Annotated in this window: 12 protein-coding genes and 2 pseudogenes; 1 reads left to right on the top strand and 13 read right to left on the bottom strand. The window is 51.9% G+C overall.

All coding sequences use genetic code 11. From position 1 onward, the window contains the following. Positions 1–509: 509 nt before the first annotated feature. From On2M_RS02320 to On2M_RS02310, 3 genes are all read right to left on the bottom strand, one after another. A complete protein-coding gene (locus tag On2M_RS02320; RefSeq protein ID WP_210904256.1) occupies positions 510–1,385 on the bottom strand; it encodes a hypothetical protein in 876 nt (291 codons plus the stop codon). Between the two features lie 213 nt (positions 1,386–1,598). After that, the gene (locus tag On2M_RS02315; RefSeq protein WP_210904255.1) at positions 1,599–2,066 is read right to left on the bottom strand and encodes a hypothetical protein; all 468 of its coding nucleotides are present in this window, start codon (positions 2,064–2,066) and stop codon (positions 1,599–1,601) included. A 96-nt stretch (positions 2,067–2,162) separates the two neighbouring features. Beyond that, on the bottom strand, positions 2,163–3,314 hold the full coding sequence (locus On2M_RS02310) for a site-specific integrase (RefSeq protein ID WP_210904253.1): 1,152 nt from the start codon (positions 3,312–3,314) through the stop codon (positions 2,163–2,165). A gap of 82 nt (positions 3,315–3,396) precedes the next feature. On the opposite strand from On2M_RS02310, the pseudogene On2M_RS24135 reads away from it, so the two are divergent. After that, positions 3,397–3,654, top strand: a pseudogene (locus On2M_RS24135) (shufflon system plasmid conjugative transfer pilus tip adhesin PilV); the annotation flags it as partial. Between the two features lie 83 nt (positions 3,655–3,737). On the opposite strand, the pseudogene On2M_RS02305 reads toward On2M_RS24135, so the two are convergent. The 10 genes and pseudogenes from On2M_RS02305 to On2M_RS02260 all read right to left on the bottom strand — a co-directional run. After that, positions 3,738–4,124 (bottom strand): annotated as a pseudogene (locus On2M_RS02305) (phage tail protein); the annotation flags it as partial. A gap of 298 nt (positions 4,125–4,422) precedes the next feature. Then, positions 4,423–5,835: a shufflon system plasmid conjugative transfer pilus tip adhesin PilV gene (locus On2M_RS02300; protein WP_247604910.1), complete on the bottom strand. Its 1,413-nt coding sequence runs from the start codon at positions 5,833–5,835 to the stop codon at positions 4,423–4,425. Continuing rightward, entirely contained in the window at positions 5,832–6,494 is a 663-nt protein-coding gene (locus tag On2M_RS02295) for a prepilin peptidase (protein ID WP_210904252.1), read from the bottom strand. Before On2M_RS02295 ends, On2M_RS02300 begins: the two co-directional genes overlap by 4 nt. Next, on the bottom strand, positions 6,491–6,967 hold the full coding sequence (locus On2M_RS02290; protein ID WP_210904251.1) for a lytic transglycosylase domain-containing protein: 477 nt from the start codon (positions 6,965–6,967) through the stop codon (positions 6,491–6,493). The genes On2M_RS02295 and On2M_RS02290 overlap by 4 nt, the downstream gene beginning before the upstream one ends. Before the next feature lie 9 nt (positions 6,968–6,976). Beyond that, positions 6,977–7,522 (bottom strand): type 4 pilus major pilin, encoded by a 546-nt coding sequence (locus tag On2M_RS02285; RefSeq protein ID WP_247604909.1) that lies wholly within the window; start codon positions 7,520–7,522, stop codon positions 6,977–6,979. An 89-nt stretch (positions 7,523–7,611) separates the two neighbouring features. After that, on the bottom strand, positions 7,612–8,697 hold the full coding sequence (locus On2M_RS02280; protein ID WP_210904250.1) for a type II secretion system F family protein: 1,086 nt from the start codon (positions 8,695–8,697) through the stop codon (positions 7,612–7,614). Beyond that, positions 8,694–10,409 (bottom strand): ATPase, T2SS/T4P/T4SS family, encoded by a 1,716-nt coding sequence (locus tag On2M_RS02275; protein WP_210904249.1) that lies wholly within the window; start codon positions 10,407–10,409, stop codon positions 8,694–8,696. Before On2M_RS02275 ends, On2M_RS02280 begins: the two co-directional genes overlap by 4 nt. A gap of 9 nt (positions 10,410–10,418) precedes the next feature. Continuing rightward, complete coding sequence (pilP, locus tag On2M_RS02270) at positions 10,419–11,006, bottom strand: type IV pilus biogenesis protein PilP (protein WP_210904248.1); 588 nt, start codon at positions 11,004–11,006, stop codon at positions 10,419–10,421. After that, entirely contained in the window at positions 10,987–12,273 is a 1,287-nt protein-coding gene (gene pilO2, locus On2M_RS02265) for a type 4b pilus protein PilO2 (protein ID WP_210904246.1), read from the bottom strand. The genes pilP and pilO2 overlap by 20 nt, the downstream gene beginning before the upstream one ends. A 1-nt stretch (position 12,274) precedes the next feature. Then, positions 12,275–13,954 (bottom strand): PilN family type IVB pilus formation outer membrane protein, encoded by a 1,680-nt coding sequence (locus On2M_RS02260; RefSeq protein WP_210904647.1) that lies wholly within the window; start codon positions 13,952–13,954, stop codon positions 12,275–12,277. Positions 13,955–13,966 lie beyond the last annotated feature (12 nt).

Raw genomic sequence — 13,966 nt, 5'->3', positions numbered from 1 at the left:
CATCATCAATGAGAGCGATGGCAAACTTCCGCTTGCTCATTGCGGGTATTAGCTCAGACTTTCAATCTACTACTGAGACGGCCAGAGCGTTTCTGGCGGCTCGACGGTCAAAACAGTAACAAACCACCCGAAGAATGCACGCCAGAAACGCGACCTAACAATTTACTCTATGGCTGGATATGTACTCAACAGAATCAGTTCTGATTTCAATCCGATTTATCAGATTCACCACATTTTTTAGGTAATTTCGGTGATTTCACTTGCTGATAACTTTGCGTGCGACGTGAAATCCAGGGAGGGTCTGTATCAGGTAACAGCTGCCAGGTGGCGATTCTGTTGGTGACTAATCAGGCAGAGGTCCTCCTGCAGTTAAAACCGCCGTGATTTGAATTTCTTTTTTCATCTTTAACAACAATATAAACGCTACATATTTAAGATAAAAAGACATCCTGACCGATGCTGCGTCGGAAATTACTGGCGCCATTTTTTAATAATAAAAAATTGATTAATCAGGGAATACCTGGATATTCACCCTTAGATTTATCGAATATCATGGCAGGAATAACCGCCCCATTATCCAATGCCTGCATTTGTCGCGCTGAGAAAGTGAAATAACGCATTCGGATAGGAGGATATTTTTCTACTTTATCTTTTGTATACCCGCCAGGAGTGATACAGGTTATACGCCGCAATTGATTATATGCCTGCTGAACCTGCTCATCCTGCCAGTCTAGTGCCTGATATACCCTGAGGAGCCCGATCGGCTCACCTGAAATAAGGGGGCGATAGCGCAGACACAAACCCACACTTTGAGGTTTACGCCCCTGCTGCCAGAAGAACATTAACTCAACCGGACCCACTGACTGAATTGACTGCAGACGGCATAACAGAGAGGGGGTCTGCACAGCCCAGTCGCGCTGCCCGTCAGCCATGTCTACCGGATAGGAAGAGTTTCCCAGCAGCCAGTTAACATCCACATCAAACCATGTCGACAATTGCTGCAGCAAAGGTTTGTTCAGGAGATCAAGCGTCCTATCCTGACTCGCTAATACACTGGCCCTTATTCCCCAGGAAGCCAGTAGCTGTGCCTGTTCGATAACATTTAATCCATGAGCATCCAACAGCAGACAGAATCGCTCATAAAGCGTCGACGTTCTGTCCGCTATACTCTCTCTCGCCTCTGCTACAATGCCATCAATACACATACCAAACATAGCGGCCCGGGATATACCCAGATGCTCTGCGCACCTGTCCAGAAATACCCGAGTTTCCGGCCGTATTCTTACTGAAAACTGTGCACTGGATGCAGGTACTGATGCCCCCGATTCAAGTGGTATTTCACCAGATCTCATTAATGCAATTAGCGCGTTATAAGTTGCATTCATATTGACAACCTTAAATATTTTACTGGATACAAAAGAGTGAAATTCAACTCATTTCATTTTTTCAAGTTCTGCGCTCCAATGTAATAGAAAGATTAATCTCATTTATTCATCAGGTATAATGAAATATTTCGATCGGTTTGATCTAATGTATGAAGAAGATTAAAACCATGTCGACGTGAAATCGACAGAAAAATATAATTCTGAAAAAAAGATTTACTCCGGCAAACGATGAATGACTACCATGATCCCCTCTTCAGAAGGCAGTTGAATAAGCCGCCACTCCTGTAGCAGCATTTGTGCAACAATAGCAATACGTTCCCAGCGCGGAAGCGTAATGAGAGCGATCCGACAGCGATATCCCGTCCTGTGTGAAAGAACCTGACAGGCAAGCGCTACCTGGGCTGGCCGCATAAGGTGTGAACGGAAAAAAACGGGACACACCGGCCGCGCCATCAGGGCTGTCTCCAGCGCCTGAACAAATGCCTGGTGATAGCGTCGGGCCTGGCGGCGGTTCATCGCCCCCACCCGATCAAGCAAGGCAAGATGTATAGCCCAGTATTGACGGCGACGATGCGTTACACTGAATACAGCAAACCCTTTCCAGGGCGTGAACAGCGCAATTAACGTAAAACACGGGCAATACAGCGCCAGACAGAACATCACAAACAAAGCGTACTCCACCCCTCCGTCCTTTTTTGCAGATAATGAACGGCAGCAGCGTACCTCCTTAACGACGAGAATAAATCACGTAAATGACTATCCGTAACGGCAAATTTATCAGGCAGCACTCAAAAGAGGATGGATCATTACCCGCTCATGCTTGCCTTCCGGCAAATCGCCGGGGCGAGGCACACGCTCTCCCCGCTGAGCCGCATTAGCCAGCGTTCGTAGCAACAGAACACATGCAGCCTCCAGCGCACTTTCCCTCGATGCCGCTGACACTGAAAGATTATCAAAATCGGGTAGGTGAACACGAAAACCACAACAGCCATCTGATCCTTCATTAACGGATTCAATACAGGCAGGATAAGGGACAAAATACGGAGCAATCTTTTGTGTTTGTCTTTGGCGAGCGTCAAGTTTACTGACAAGCTGGTATGCTCTGAGATGGGTATAACGTCTGAGCATATTCAGGGAACGGTGGCCGGAAATAGCAGCCACTTCCATAACGTTGAGTGTACCCAGTTCAAACAGTCGGCTAATTGCTTCATGACGCAGATCGTGAAAATGGAGATCGACGATATTCAGGCGCTGCAGAGCCACCCTCCAGGCACTTTTAAAACCAGATGATGAATAGTGAAAAACATTGCCGCTAAGTGCGACCGTCATTCCCTGTAGCAAATGGCGAGCTTTGCGGGATAAGGGAACATCTCGCGAACTGCCGTTTTTTGTCATTGGCAGATGGGCAACGCCATGCTGCAGGTCGATATGTTCCCATCGAAGTGACAAGATCTCTCCTTGTCTCATCGCTGTTTCAATGGCGAGGTGAAATATGGCGTGAAGGGCTGGATTCTGTTCCTGAAAGTAGCGGGATAAGCGCCGTTCCTCTTGTGATGTTAAACGTCGATCCCGTCCTCCTGATATTTTTGGCTTACGAACCATTTCAACGGGGTTAGTTCTGCATGTTCCCCACTCTACACTGGCCAGATTATACAGTGATGACAGTAAAGCGAGTTCGAGCCGGACTGTGTTTCCTGAAATACACCGTCCGGTACGCGTATTCACCTGAGACAGCCGATCATCGCGGTAAGACGCAATATCCACTGTTGTGATTTCATCCATCATCTTCTCGGCTAGGGGATGTCGCTGAATGACCCTAACACGATAGAATTCCTGCTGATGCCCCCGTTTATGCACAGACACAGTAGCGTAGTACTTATCTAGGGCTTTCGACAGAGACATTTTTTTTATGCGTTGTGGGCGAGACATTGCAGATACCTTTGCGAGAAGAATTGAGGTTTTTCTCCACCGTAACGAAAAACTCTAATGCCCTCAATAAACGTAAGGACATGCGTGCCAATCCGGTCTGTGGCAAGGCATTAAATTTTCATTCAATATCGGGGGGACATTCCAGGTCTGGCCTGGGCAAACAGTAAATCTTGGGCGGTTTAAACTATGTATTAATACATACCGCATTGACGGCCGCGAGTTGGCCATTACTGAACTAATTCCTACCGATGGCCCCGACGAAAACGGTTATATGAACTGGCGAGCTACGAACGCAACTCAATACTCACCTTACTATATGGGTATTCACTGCTTCATTTGATGTGCTCATCGAAAGAACATAGCGTAGGCAGCTTGGACATAAGTTGCCATTGATACAGACGAGATACAGCTTTCTTAGCGCGATCAACCGGCCTTTACAATGTAATTAAAAGCGATATTTTTGGGCCTGACTTCACGAGTGTCAGTATGATAATAATGGGCCATCCCACTGTGATGTCCCTGAAGATGTCCACCCGGGTTATAGATCATATCGCTCTGGTCAGCCTGATAACTCAAAATCGTTCTTCCGTTATCAAGACCTCGTCCATTATCCCACCCCCGGATAAAAGCCCCCCGAAGATCGGGTAAAACGCACCCAGGGTATACACGAGCAAGTCCGGGATAGGAGCCGCAGGGAAAGCGTTGTCCGGCCATTAAAAAATATCCAGGGGGAGGTGTTACAGAGGGCCATGGGATGGGACTACCGATGGGGTAACCTTCCAGTTCTCGCCACAGACCGGATTGGCACGTTTGCCCCAGTGCCAATCCGGTATCTGGACATCGAGTGAAAAAATGTCCTTATTTGAAATGGCTACAGGTAATGATGCGTGTGGGAAGTACATTTACTCAAAGGCCTACTGCCCCACAGGAAAACAGCTAGTCTCCGGAGGTTTTATCCTTTCAAAGTGGAGTGGTGGTAGCGGCTGGAATAGTCCCGATCTATCCATGCCGTCACCATCAGAGAATGCCTGGCAAATATATACGGGTGGTGGTGTTACGGGGGGAACATGTCTGCGCGCAATTGCATGGTGTGCCAAAAATTAAAAAGCTAATGATATCGAAATACGCTGAAAGTACCGTAATCACATCCATAGGCCATCATGCCATTTGATGTAATCGAAAATGATGCTCCATTAGGTACATCAAATGAAAAACTTCCAGATTTATGCCACTCAGAATTCCCATCTACTAAGTTTGCCACCGTCAAGCCTCCCACACTGGCAGTCAGTGAAAACGTATTTGCACAGTTATCAGAGTTACCGAAGTTGATTTTTCTCGGGGGAGGGTTGCCTCCCCATACATAGATTTTAAATTGCTTTCCGGTTGTGTTGTTTCCGCTAAAAACCCCATTAAAAGCACCAAGATATGCGTAACTACCATCTTCTGGGTCAGAGGAACGCCACAGACCGGATTGGCACGAAAGTGTGGCACCTGCTGTATCACGACTTATTGCACCATTTACAGGACAAGCAGTGCCGGCAACATTAATCTTATCCAGCGTTAAAATACCGCCTGCCGATACGTCCCCATCCGCGCGAATTTTCCCACCGCGAATTTCACCACCGGTATAAAACCCCTTGTTATTCAGGATCCGTAACCAGTCGTTATCTGACATATACAAACCACCACCATGGGTCTCATCCATCCAACCTTTACCACTGCGGGTTACAATCCATCCCCCTGTGCTTCGAATATCTCCCCCCGCAGTGATCGGACCATTACTGACCAGACTTACGCCAAAATTCCCATTCTGGCCTGCCACATTACTGGCCGTAACAGTGCCGACGCTATTCAGGTTATTTCCTCCCATATCAATAGCTGTGTGCATCTTGTTCAAATCCGGACGACCATTGACCTGAAAACGATACAGCCTGTCCCCGTCTTCACGCGCACCTGACAGGTCATCCGTGCTCAGCATGACGGCCAGATGACCTCTTCCGGTGCTGGTCCCGTAGGAGGACAGAGCAATTCGCCAGCTGCGCATCGCTCCCACCGCCGTTTGCCCGTCTTCAACGTATCCCCCGAAGCCGGCGGTAATGTCTTTCGAGATCTGGCTTAGCGCTTTAAAGGGCATAGCATGACCACCGCGGCTGACCACCATGCCCTGAAGCAACTCCTGATTTTGCTGATTCCGGACTATCATCGCCTGATACTGCTGGCCATAACTGTTGCTCTCACTAAAGCTCGCCGGCAGCAAACCTGTATTCTTCAGCATTTGAGCTGTTACCACGGCAGGTGTAGTTGTGGTCGCTGATGCCAGCACCGTCGGATAAAACTTTCCGACATAGGATGAGACTGCCTGAGTGAAACGATTGGTTTGCATGGCTACGACCTGCCACTCACGGGATTTCAGATAATCTCCCATATATCGGGCAGCCAACGAGGCCATCACCAGAACAATGAGTAACCCGGCTCCCACGCTCATCGCCACAAAGCCGCCATCATGTTTTTGTTTTTTCATCTCAGTATCCACTCAGGCTGGTACAACCTATCCACAATGACTGGTATGCACCCTGCACACAGCCAGGGGCCCAGAACCCCACAACGCAGAAAGTCCCGATGGACTATCCACTGCCACAACATAAAACCACTCAGCCCAAAAAACGCCGCCTGCAGTGCATCCGTTATCCCCATCCAGCCTACCAGGGCACAAACCAGCCAGACATCTCCCACGCCAAGCTGAGGTCGCCGTCGGTTAACACCGTGACAAATAGACCCCATCACCACCGCCATCGCAGCAGTTTCCATAAAGCGAAGTTCCGGCTCCCGATGAAAAGCGAGACAGAACAATAATCCGCTACATAAGCAGGCTGCGGTAAACGGGCGGGGCAACCAACCGCTGGTCGCATCCATCACCCCCAGTTGCAGCAAAAAACTGCACATAAACAGCATTCCGATACGTGTCATCCAGACCTGAGGTGCCATAAGTATCAGCAAACCCGTTACCGCAAACAGCCAGATACCCACCACGACGGCACAATGGCGTGAGATATCCACCTCCGCTGCGGCCAGACAAAGACGTACCGGCCTTAAAAGTACCGCCCCGAAAATGGCACACCCGATAAAAGCAGGTATGGCATACACAGGAGGAAAAATGGTACCGATAAGAGAGACTGTCATTGAGCCCCCGTTTGCCGCTGATAAATTTTCCAGATCCGGTTTGCATAACGCTCCCGTGTTTCATGCCGGTCAGGCCGGAAACCTGCGTTATATGAGCCCAGGCAGTTCCAGCTCACCCCACAGACCTGAAAATGTTTCGCAAGGATCCACGTTCCAATCTGCACATTCAGGCAGGGTTTATTCAGTAAATCATTTTTGTCCCTGATGACGCCCATCGAGACAAGACGGGGAATATGCGTCGAATTAACCATCATCAGTCCATAATCCGTGCTTTTGATTTTCCCCGTTTTTTTGTCCCGGTTATCATTTGTTGCATGCGGATCGAGATTACTTTCACCAATGGCCATGGACTTAATCAGCAGCGGGGAGACATGGTATTTCGCCGCAGCGGCATCAAAGCAGAACGCCTGTACCCACAGCGGCACACTGCACAGCGTCATGACTAAAGCCAGTCGGGAAAAATATCCACACATCCCGCCACCTCAGCCGTTGTAGGTAAAAACCAGCGTATTGGTACCGGACCGGCCATTATCTGCCGTGCATTCACTGCTCGCGATCTCTGCCGTTACTTTCGCATCGGTGTGGTTATTGCCGTTGATTTTAATACCGGACGTACCACCTGAACGGCTCATACCTGTTGAAATGGATACGCATGCCGACTGCGGAACTTTATTCGTGGTAATGGTGAACCCATTATTAAACCCGGTTCCCCCCGCTGTATCCGGCGCCACTACAATCTGGCCCCCCCATGAGTTCCACAGTGTCGCGGAACCTGAAGCAGGGTCTCCACTGACAGTCATCCCTTTTGCCGCCCCGGCCTGAATTAACGTGCCGGTCATTTTTGCGCCACTGGTAAACGCATAACCGTCAACGCCTTTCATCATGCCAATGGTGTTCGTGGCCAGGGTCTGATAGTTTGTCAGCTCCGTACCCGCATCCTTTTTGCCCCACATCGACCAGACCGCCGCAGCTATCACCCCAATGATCACCAGAATAAACAGTGCAGTGGCACCGACATCTGCGGACATTCCCCGGTCAGGCCTGTTGCATGGATTTAATGTTGATACCTCATTCATCATCTTTCCCTCTGTTTCATTTTTCATTGAATTACTTAACATCAGTACTGCCCCATACTCTCAGTCATCGAAGTCACCTCCATCACTGCCACGACCACAACGCCAATAAGCGCAAATAACATCACCATTGAGAACAGCATCACGGCTATTCCCCGTCGGTTAACTCGCTTCACAGTTTCCTCGAGCCATTCCTGCCCAAAGCGCGCAATCATCTGAGCAGCCCCGTCCCCACTGACCATAGAGAGATAGTTCACGGCTTCTTTTGAGGGGAAGGCATAACCACATTCACGCAGCGCCATACCAAAAGAGGCCCCCTCCTCCACTTCCTCCATCACCGCGTTCAGACGGACAACGAGCCAGGGAGAAGCAAAGCGGTGGATAACCTGCAGCGCAGTCAGGGTTCTGACCCCGGCGCACAGCAGAGCCCCCATATTGATGAGAAAAATCGCGCCCTGAATATCACTGTAAACCGACCAGGGTACATGTCTGTCCGCAAGACGCCGCAGACGGTCCGGACGTATCCAGTTCGGCAGGGACCACTTCGTCCATGCGACCAGCAGTGCCAGCCCGGCCCCCATCACCACGCCATGCTCAGCAAAAAAAATCAGCAGGCCATGAAGGCTTCCCAGCACTCCGGTCCATGTCTGCGGATCTGACATCCCGGCCAGCGTTGGAATAAGCTGCGTCTGAATAACACCCAGCGTGCCACCGAGCATCGCAATGCAACCCAGGGGATAAATAGCCATCCTCAGGACCGCCTGTCGGATACGCCGCCGGCAGTCAATCAGGATTTCCGCCTCAGCAAGCGCCTCCGGTAACCGGCCACTGAACATACCCGCGCTGATGAGCGCCGCCTCCTCCGCCGGAACCCAGTTCGCAAGAGCATGCTCAAGGGAGTTATCCCCGCTGTTGTCTGTGAGTGCAGCCCGGCAGTCGTCTACAAGAAGACCGAATCCATGGGTCCGTTGTCCAAAATCGGTATACATATTGCTGATTTGCTCCAGCGCCTCTAACAACTTCACGCCATTTCTCATCTGCAACGACAGCATGCGGTAAAAACGCAGACGATATCCGGACGTAAAAAAACGTCGCGCCAGCGCCCGGCGAAGACGGTATAAAGGACTCATGCAACCTCCTTCAGCGCAGCCATCCCGGCAGCAACGCCTTCTTTAATGGCTTCCTCAACGCCCTGCTTCAGCCCCTCTCTGACGCTGGCTGCAATTACCATGGCAAGGCGTTCAATCAGCGACGTATCAATGTCACTCGACGATGCAACCTGATCACTTACCACCTGCATCACCTCATCCTCATCAAGAGGAATAATCAAATCGGCATCCAGTGGGTCAACCAGCCCGTCATTCAGTTTGTGAAGCAGATGAATGCGACGGGTAATCCCCCCCATTTCACGGATCCAGTAAGCTTTTGCAGCTTCCTTACCCTGCTGTAATAACAGCCTGAAAAGCGTGGAATCCGTGCGAACCACCTCCGCCACCACACTACGTCCGGCCACCCCCTTACCGACTGTTGCCACCTGTTTGCCACCGATAATGACCGCCTTCCGGCAGGTCGGGCACCCCTCCTCATTTCTGAAATGAAGATTTTCGGGCTGACAAACCCCCTCCACTGAACAGTACTTTTCCAGATATTCACGTTCTTCGGTGGTGAGATGTTCTTTTTTAACCGACCAGGGAATACGGCACTCGGGACACAGCACCTGAACCAGACGCTGGCTGATAAGCCCGACCAACAACTGGGCATCTGCCACCAGTCCGGCATTTGCACCCATCGTTATCATTCGCTCAGGGATGGAAAAGGCCGAGTTTGAATGCAGGGTACTCAGCACCAGATGGCCGGTTTGGGCGGCAAAAATCCCGGCCAGAATGGAGATAAGGTCACGAAGTTCACCAGGTAAAATGGCATCCGGATCGAGACGTAACGCTGAGGTCAGCGCCCGCTGCCAGGCCAGCCTGACTTCCGCCTCATCGGCTTTGTCACAGATAATAGGAGTCTGTATTGCCCCAACGATGCGTCCCTCCGGCGGATCTTCAACCGTCAGCAGGCGCTTTTTATACCGGGTACGCTTCAGATAGAGGTCGCTGCAGGCACGCAGGGTGGTGGATTTCCCGGCTCCGGTCGGGCCGGACAAAATAATCATCCCTTCCGGCAGGCGCAAAGTGCGCTTTATCAGGCGGATTTGTTCCGGCAGAAAACCGAGTTTTTCGAGCGTGGGAACCACATCACCATCATCCGGGATCACGCGCATCACAAAGTGAAGGCCATCTGCTGTCGGGGTGTGGCTGTAACGGGCGCCAAATAACCCCACCTTTCGCAGAAACTTTGCAGCCACACGACCATCCTGTTTTCGGCCGGCGTAGAACTGGGGTTCGGTCACATCACACATGGAAAGGATGATGGTGGCCGCCTGTGCTTTTCCGTCTTCTTCAGCCAGTTCCGAAACGGTCTCCAGTTCACCGTGCACACGAATCTCGATGCGCGTCAGTCCTGGCCGGGTGGTACCGTGAATATCAGACGCGCCGATATCTTTCGCGACCATAAAATAGTTGAGAACATCGCCCTGACGGCTGCTGACCTCTTTTTTGATGTCCTCAAGGCGCAGTCCTTTTTCTCCCTTTTCTGACTGCTGGCGAGCCATTTCACTGTACCTGAGCAACTCTGAACGGGTGACCAGCCTCATTGTGACACCGGGGTTTTCCTCCATCAGAGACATCACCTTCTGCTGCACCGCCACGTCGGTACGCCGCTGGCTGTCAACCAGCAGCTCGAGGATCGTGGTGTCCGGGTTGTGGTAAAGCAGAACCGCATCGTTGTGTTCAGACATAATTCGTCCCTAAAACGTCAGTTGCTGACCGTCGCTGAGCGTGACGGATGAGAGCGTTATTGCCTTAACCTTCAGCGACGTCCCGGGCACCAGGCTGCCTGTGTGTACCTGACTTTGTCGGCCATCCGGAAATGACAGCGTGGCCTGCAGGGCGTTACCACGGCCACTCACTTCCAGAACCGTAATTCGGCCAGTTGCAGGGGGGGTGTGAACAGGAGTCGCATTCATGTCTGCCGGCATTCCCATAACGAACGGACTGGCCGAGGGCACATAGCCAACATCCCCCGGAGTTTGTGCCGAAGTCAGCTCTTTTAGCAGCCGGGCTGCCTGAACCTTTGCCTCCAGGAGCAGATTTTTCCCCTGCAGCGCCTCCAGCTGTCCGGCCGTCACGCTGTTACCGGGGAAAATGGGGACTGTCTCTGATAAGTCTGCAGAGGATATCGATGCCTCTGCTTCCGTAGCGGGTTCACTGGCAGACATTGCAGAAATCACCTCTGCGGAAGGAGGGACTGCGGGTGTGGGCTGCGAAAATGCCCCTGCGCTGAACGCCATCAGGAGAACACCACTGATGAAAACACTATTTTTTGGCATAAGCATAAAGATGCCCCTCAATCTGATAAGTAAACTGTCCCTGAGGACTCAGGGTATAGCCCACAGAACTCAGCCGTACCCCCTGCATATCGAGTCCCTGTAAAATCCACTCAGGCATGTGTTTATCAGTGATACTGAACGTGTATTCATGCCAGTCCTGTATCGGCTGGGGCGCATCGTTGCCGATGCCATCACCGGGCATCGCGGGAGGAGTTTTCACTTCGGACAGAGAAAAACTGACCTGGCGTGACTGAAACCACGACACCGCCTGCATCAACTGGGTCCCCGCATCCGGCGCAGTCTCATCCTGTAATGTGAATTTCGCCCATGGAATAAACACCACACCTTCGTTGCCACCTGAAACAAGATTGAATACTGGTGTACGCTTAAATACCTGCTTCACCCGTTCCGCAAAGCGTGCCGCCGTCCCACCGGGCTGCCGTTGGTACACCGTCTCCAGCCCCTCAGCACTGCAACGAATCCGTTCGAGACGCCAACGGTCAAGACTTACAGGAACTGCGGCGCGCCAGCGCTGACAGCGGTTCAAAAAATGTCTGGCCACCGGCATATCTGCCCAGGGATGTGGAAGGTAAACAGGTTCAGGCGTTTTTTTAAACACGTCCTGCACCGGTGCTGGTAACTCCTGCACGACAGGCACGACCGGAGGTTCGGGTAACCTGCTCCACCAGACTGCACCACCAACTAGGGCAGTCACTGACAGCATTCCCGCCCCGTATGCCCGCAAAGGATTAGACACGCCCGCCACTCTGGCAAACCGGAGCTGTGCCGAAGATACCTGGCGGACCAGAGTGTCCCAGGACAGGGGAAATTCCGGTGATGAAGGTATCGTCCATCCGTCCTCAGGAGCAGGATTGAAGGACAGAAAGAGCTCTCTCGCCCGGATAATTTGATCTGGCGTTCCGATCACATCTGCCATTGGAGATGGCATCCCCTTCACCGTGGCCAGGAAGACCTGCCTGCCATCATCAAGCTGGTACACACCATAGCCATTGGGTGTACACTGCTGGCTGAACAGCGCCGCCAGGGAATACAGCTTCTGGTGACGCCAGCCGACCTCAATTTGCCCCAACGCGGTCAACCGGCTTTTACCCTGCTTCACCGTCAACACAATGTTCAGAACACCGCGACGTTGTGCAGGGGGACGACGTACCGACTTTTGCTTTTCTTCCCAGCGAAGCCCCACTACCCAGTTCTGGCGCTGCCAGCGCAAAACCTGCGTACGGGGCTTGCCGGATAACGGAATATCTGCCATATCAGCCACCGTTCCCCATCAGCTCCGGGGTGATAATAATGACCAGCGTACTGCGAGAATCATCGCCGTCCCGACCTCCACCCAGCAGGAAATTACCCGGGGTAAAGGTGCCGTTTTTGGTCATCCGGGTATTACTCTGATCAAAACCTGTCAGCACCAGTGCCTGCCCTGCGCGAAGGTTAGTTTTCTGGCTGAGCGAGCGGAGTTTCGTGTACGGCATCTCGATGTACGAGTTGCCGTCTTTGGACGTAAAGTTACGAATAGTCGGTGGATCAGACAGGTTGAATGCCACCTGCAGTTGCACGTCACCACCATCCTGAATCAGTGGCAGTAACGTCATGTTGAAGCCGGTAGTCATCATACCCGGCGTCAGGGATGTGGTTGCACCCACATCGGTTGTGGTAGTAGTTGAACTCTGTGCCACGTAGACCGTCTGGTCGGCCATCTGAATAGGTACAGGTGTAAGGTTCGTGGTCACGCTACCCTGCGAGGTGACCACACTGACATCGCCCTGCTCTGACAGAGCTTTAATCAGCAGACTGGAGCCGGCAAATTTAGCCGCACTTCCGGTTGCTGAATCCAGAATAGATACCGACGCCGACGTGGCGTTGGTGATATCACCGCTGACATTATTGAGTGAAGCACCGGCTGAGCGCAGGGACTTGTAAACGATATTCCAGTCCAGTCCCAGTTGCTCCTTACGTGAAGTACTGACACTCAGTACCTGAACGTTGAGCCTGACCTGGCGGTTCATCTGACGGTTCTGCTGCTCAACATACGTCGCGATACTGTTGAGTACAGAAGGGGTATCCGTTACCGTCAGCGTGCCGGTACTGGTCGACAGCCAGAAACGTCCCTTTTGCGGAGTCACCATGGTTTCCAGCGTCTTTTTCATATCGTCATAGACATTACGGCTCTGGTCGACCGTCGTCTGCTGCGAAGAGCTTGAATCCCCTGACACCGAACTGTTTGTACTGCCACCACTGGTTCCCATACTGCTTGTTGAACCCGAGGTAACACTGGCATTACTGGTAATATTGGTATTCAGAAATGTGAACTGGAAAGTACGCGTCTCCAGGAGTGAAAACAGAATTGCTCCGTTATCCATACGGGGGGTGAGGCCTGTCCTGGCCGAAATCATGTTCAGCAGGCCGGACAGTTTGCCCTGCCAGCGCAGGCCATTCAATACCACAGGCGTGGCGGTCACGCGTGCCGAATCAACAGCGCCGCCCAGTTGTTCCAGTGGGATCCGTCCATTGTTATCCGGTGTCGGCAGCGGGCCATTCAGTGCCCGCGTTGTACCGGATGACTGTCCGACAGCCAGTGCATCGGGTGAAAAAATCACCCTGACGCCGCAAAGTGCCGTAATACGCTCCCCGATTTCGGGCAGCGTCAGCCCATCCCGCGCCAGCGTTATCTGGCAGTCAGGGAAGTTTTCCTGAGGGATACCCCGTGACACTGTCGGGACGGGTTTGAGATTGACCCAGGGTTTATCCGTCCAGACCAGCGTTCCCTGTGAGGATCGCATCTGCTCACTGACATGACCGCGGGCAATATAACCGCTGGCTTGCGCACTGCGCGACATCCTGTCCATTTCCTGAAAAGTACAGGCCGACAGCGAAAGTGCGGCGGCGATTGCTGTAGCTGCAACACGGAGCCTGACTTTGTAATATTTTCTTATCATTAAAGATTT

The sequence above is a fragment of the Citrobacter sp. On2M genome (genome assembly GCF_018035235.1).
GTDB lineage: Bacteria > Pseudomonadota > Gammaproteobacteria > Enterobacterales > Enterobacteriaceae > Citrobacter > Citrobacter meridianamericanus.
This window is presented reverse-complemented; position numbering and strand designations above follow the sequence as displayed.